The sequence below is a fragment of the Oceanibium sediminis genome (assembly GCF_003265325.1).
GTDB lineage: Bacteria > Pseudomonadota > Alphaproteobacteria > Rhodobacterales > Rhodobacteraceae > Halovulum > Halovulum sediminis.
Genome location: NZ_QGNX01000035.1, coordinates 1 through 3,555, shown reverse-complemented (window position 1 = coordinate 3,555; position 3,555 = coordinate 1). Strand labels below are relative to the sequence as shown.

Annotated in this window: 5 protein-coding genes; 2 read left to right on the top strand and 3 right to left on the bottom strand. The window is 53.9% G+C overall.

Features of this window, described 5'->3' with window-relative positions; translation table 11 throughout:
• Nucleotides 1-209 (top strand): integrase core domain-containing protein (locus DJ029_RS21380; protein WP_157966483.1); only part of this gene is annotated, 209 nt, incomplete at its 5' end.
• A gap of 569 nt (nt 210-778) precedes the next feature.
• Here DJ029_RS21380 and DJ029_RS22015 read toward each other — a convergent pair.
• Both DJ029_RS22015 and DJ029_RS22550 read right to left on the bottom strand, forming a co-directional pair.
• Nucleotides 779-1,051: a hypothetical protein gene (locus tag DJ029_RS22015; RefSeq protein ID WP_198671244.1), complete on the bottom strand. Its 273-nt coding sequence runs from the start codon at nt 1,049-1,051 to the stop codon at nt 779-781.
• Nucleotides 1,052-1,196: 145 nt separating this feature from the next.
• Complete coding sequence (locus DJ029_RS22550; protein WP_112324479.1) at nt 1,197-1,361, bottom strand: transposase; 165 nt, start codon at nt 1,359-1,361, stop codon at nt 1,197-1,199.
• A gap of 289 nt (nt 1,362-1,650) precedes the next feature.
• Here DJ029_RS22550 and DJ029_RS21365 point away from each other — a divergent pair, with 289 nt between their 5' ends.
• On the top strand, nt 1,651-2,079 hold the full coding sequence (locus DJ029_RS21365; protein WP_112324478.1) for a CBS domain-containing protein: 429 nt from the start codon (nt 1,651-1,653) through the stop codon (nt 2,077-2,079).
• Between the two features lie 651 nt (nt 2,080-2,730).
• On the opposite strand, the gene DJ029_RS21865 is transcribed toward DJ029_RS21365, so the two are convergent.
• Nucleotides 2,731-3,327 carry a hypothetical protein gene (locus tag DJ029_RS21865; protein WP_157966482.1) on the bottom strand — a complete coding sequence of 199 codons (597 nt, stop codon included), beginning with the start codon at nt 3,325-3,327 and terminating at the stop codon, nt 2,731-2,733.
• Between the last annotated feature and the right edge of the window lie 228 nt (nt 3,328-3,555).

Below are 3,555 nucleotides of genomic sequence, written 5' to 3'. Positions count from 1 at the left end.
GATACAACGAGCGGTTCAACGGCACGCTGCGCCGAGAGGTCCTGAATGCCGAATGGTTTGCGACGACCCAGCAGGCGCAGATCGTCATCAACCACTGGCTCAAACAGTATAGCCACACCCGCCCACATCAGGCGCTCAACATGCGGCCACCAGTTCCTGAAACCCTATTAGAGAAAGCACAAATCAGTGGCCCAGACACAGGGGGCTAGACAGCGTCGATCAAGTTGCGGAGTTTTTCATACTCCACCGCATCAGAAGGAAGGGCGGGGGAGCAGTCCTTCGCTGCATTCCGCAGCAAGGTCCGGTAGCCGACGCTCCTGGGAGCCATTGGTCCTACCCAGCCACTCAGAGACGCGCCTAGGTGCCAAGCAAAGGCCAAGTCCACCGGAGAGCGATGCAAGGGGCCCCAGCGGTGCGAGGCTGGGGTGTGTGTCGCGTTCACAGGGCGGGAGTGGGAGCGCCATGTGGCAGGCGCATCCGAATTGGCGGCATGGGTTGCGGACGAAGGAAATGGAGGAACTGCGGTGGATGGTTTCGGCGCTCGGTAAAGATGCGTGAGACCTGCGATGAACAGGCATGAGGAGATGCATTTGTAGCAGATGACCGCTTTGAACCCGATGCGGGCATTGGTAATTAACGCAGTATTCTGCACGAGGCGGGAAGCGGACTTACGGCGATGCGGCATTGCCGTCGCAGCATTTCGTCAGACCGGACGTTCATCATCAGAATCGTGAAGGCCCTGATCGATTGTGTCTTGCTGCGCGATTTATCTCAACAGTTACTGGGTTTGCCGTATCCTCAAACGGTTCGCGATCTCTGTTTGGATGTCGTAACGGGTATCGATGGCCAGTTGCAGCGTAACAGCTATCGCGAAGCGGATATCTTCGTCTTGGCTCAGTCCGCCACCCGAAGTGTCGCTGCATTGTACTCGGATTGGTATGATCACATCTTCGCCGAATGTCGGGGGCAAGACGCGCGCGTGGGATAGCCGACGCGACCATACGGTTCCTTTGGCAATAGCATTTGACGTCGGAACGTCATCCTTCATCATAAGTCGCCATTCTTTATCTGGTTCATCTCCGTCATCTCCGTCATCAGCGGCAACGGCCTCAAGGCGTGCGAGCCTGTACCTTGCGTGCGCGATATCGATAGGAGAGAACCAAGCAAGTGTGACTAGGAGCGATCTATGCACCCGGTCATTTGACAATCCCGCCAAACCGCCTCCGCCAGTTGTAATACGTCGCATCGCTGATACCGACGCTCCGACACGCCGATGCCACATCATCACCAGCCGTCAGCTTGAGCTCAATCTCACGCAGCAGCCTCAAGATGTCTTCGTCTGAGTGTCGCTTCCTCGCCATGCCCAATCCCCCTCTCGCGGCCAATGTAATGGCCCAGTTCTAGGGGGGAAGGACAATTTACAACCTGTCCAATTCAGAATGAAGCCTGCACTCGCGCCCTAACTTTAAGCTCAACTGTTGGGGCCGACAGTGACGTAGGTCCTTGGTTGACAGACCATGTCCAAGTGCCTCGAGGCGCCCATGTCATCGACTGAAGTCGAAGATTGACATGGATCATGGTACCCGCTCTGCCCGATGGTATCGTGTTATGGCTAGAGGGAAATTGGACCGTAAGGAGTAGAGGCCTTACATGGCATGCGTTCAGGAAATTCTAGAGTCTAAACCGAGGGAAATTCATACGCTCGCTTCAAACTGTACCGTGCTTGAGGCGCTGGAGCTTATGGCGCGGGAAGATATTGGCGCTATTCCTGTCTTAGACAATGGACGGCTGGAAGGAATCTTTACCGAAAGGCTTTATGCACGGAATGTTTTTCTAAAAGGGCGGGATTCGCCAAAAACCCTGCTCAAAGACGTGATGGTGCGTGACGTGATTACTGTTACTCCAGACGGAAAAGTTGAGGAATGCATGGCTCTAATGAGCGATAAGCGCATCCGACATCTACCGGTGATTAGGGAAAACAGCGTCGTTGGGATTGTTTCTATTGGAGACTTGATGAAAAGCATAATTCAGGAACGCGAACTCGATATCGAACACCTCGTCAACTACATAAATCGGTAGCATCCCGAAATTCTCCAGTGAGGTGCAAACGAGAGCATTGAGGATCGAAGAGCCAGAGAAGGTTCGACGTCAGGCCCATTCCCTCCGCCACATTGGCCGGATATGCCCTTGAAATAATTGGTATTATTCTGTGGCGTTGCAGGCATATCCCCCATTCTAACCGCCAATCTGTTCCCGATGCCCCCCCGTATTCGGGCCCGAAGCAACGGTTGGAAAACTCTACTGTTTTATGAGTCTTGTGCGACCGCGCCGGTCCCGAGACAGCGGGTCGTCAAGGATTGGATGCCACCCCGCCTCGCGGCAAGACCATTTTACCTATCTCGCGGATGCTCCGGCATGGACTGGAGAGCCGTCATTCGCCCCGACGCCGAAGCGCCTGATGTGCGGCAGAGATAAACGGCCCTGAGCCGACCTTCACCGAGTGAGGTGATGCTGCGATGCCGCTTCACCAAAGCAGACATTGCCAGTTGAGCCTAATCGTCATCGCCCGCTCATACCTCTGCCATATCTCTGCGCTTGACTGTATTTCTCCAAGGTTTCGGGGTTCAGCTTAGTGAAATTCTCATCAACCCAAAATTCCGCAAAACTCTTGGGATTAGTGGTCCGCCTTCCGTAGACAGTAGGAACGCCATTGAATTTCACGCCAACGGCCTAGCCGACGCCTTGTTGATCAAGTTTTACAAGTTGTGGATGACCTCCCGTCATGAAGGATTTTGAAGGTATACCGTTGACTAGATCGCAAAGGGACCAAAAGCATGTCCGCGCCACATCGCCTTGATCACCTTCGGCAATCCATTTTTGCCGGTCTTTATTTGCGCGACCACCCAGGCCAGAACTATAGACATGCTCCGACTTTTTGCTGTTCAACCCACGCTCACCAACCTGATTCACGTTCCAAATTGGACCCACGCGCCCGGCATGATGCAAGCGATACATCTGAAAGTCCGCTGGCGGTTTTGTATCGCTGCGCGCACCGTATTGAATTTCAAGCTCACAAATCGGCGCCATAGGAGGGGTAGCACAAGGCAACCCGCAAAACTCTTCAGCCCGCCTTTGGGTCCCGAGCGAAGATCGGATCACATCACGCCGAATTTCCGTCAGGAGCTGCCGCAGGAAAGATTGGCCCCACTGGAGATCCCCTGAGAGGGCAAAAATTTCTGGCGTACAAACGCTTTCAAAAACCTTCTTTTCTCGCAAAGACACTGCTTGACCAGTTTTAAGAGATGTCCCTTGGCTATCAGCCCCCAAGTAAAACGTCCTTTTGCCTATGGCTGACACCGAGAGCCATGCTGTGACCGTTGTCATACTCGTGCGACCAATTTTCAGGAATGGAAGGAGAAGAAGCTATACTTTCCAGTGCAACGTCGGGTTCTGCGGGACGTGAGCTGCCCCCCGAAAATCGGACGCTGACGTAAGCTATGATTTGCTGTCTGCTGATCTTCGACGAGAAGGAGATCAGAGATGTCGAAACGGAAG

Coding starts and splice junctions, on each gene's coding strand:
- DJ029_RS21365 (WP_112324478.1), top strand. CDS start 1,651: ATGGCATGCGTTCAGGAAATTCTAGAGTCTAAACCGAGGGAAATTCAT.
- DJ029_RS22015 (WP_198671244.1), bottom strand. CDS start 1,051: ATGATGAAGGATGACGTTCCGACGTCAAATGCTATTGCCAAAGGAACC.
- DJ029_RS22550 (WP_112324479.1), bottom strand. CDS start 1,361: ATGGCGAGGAAGCGACACTCAGACGAAGACATCTTGAGGCTGCTGCGT.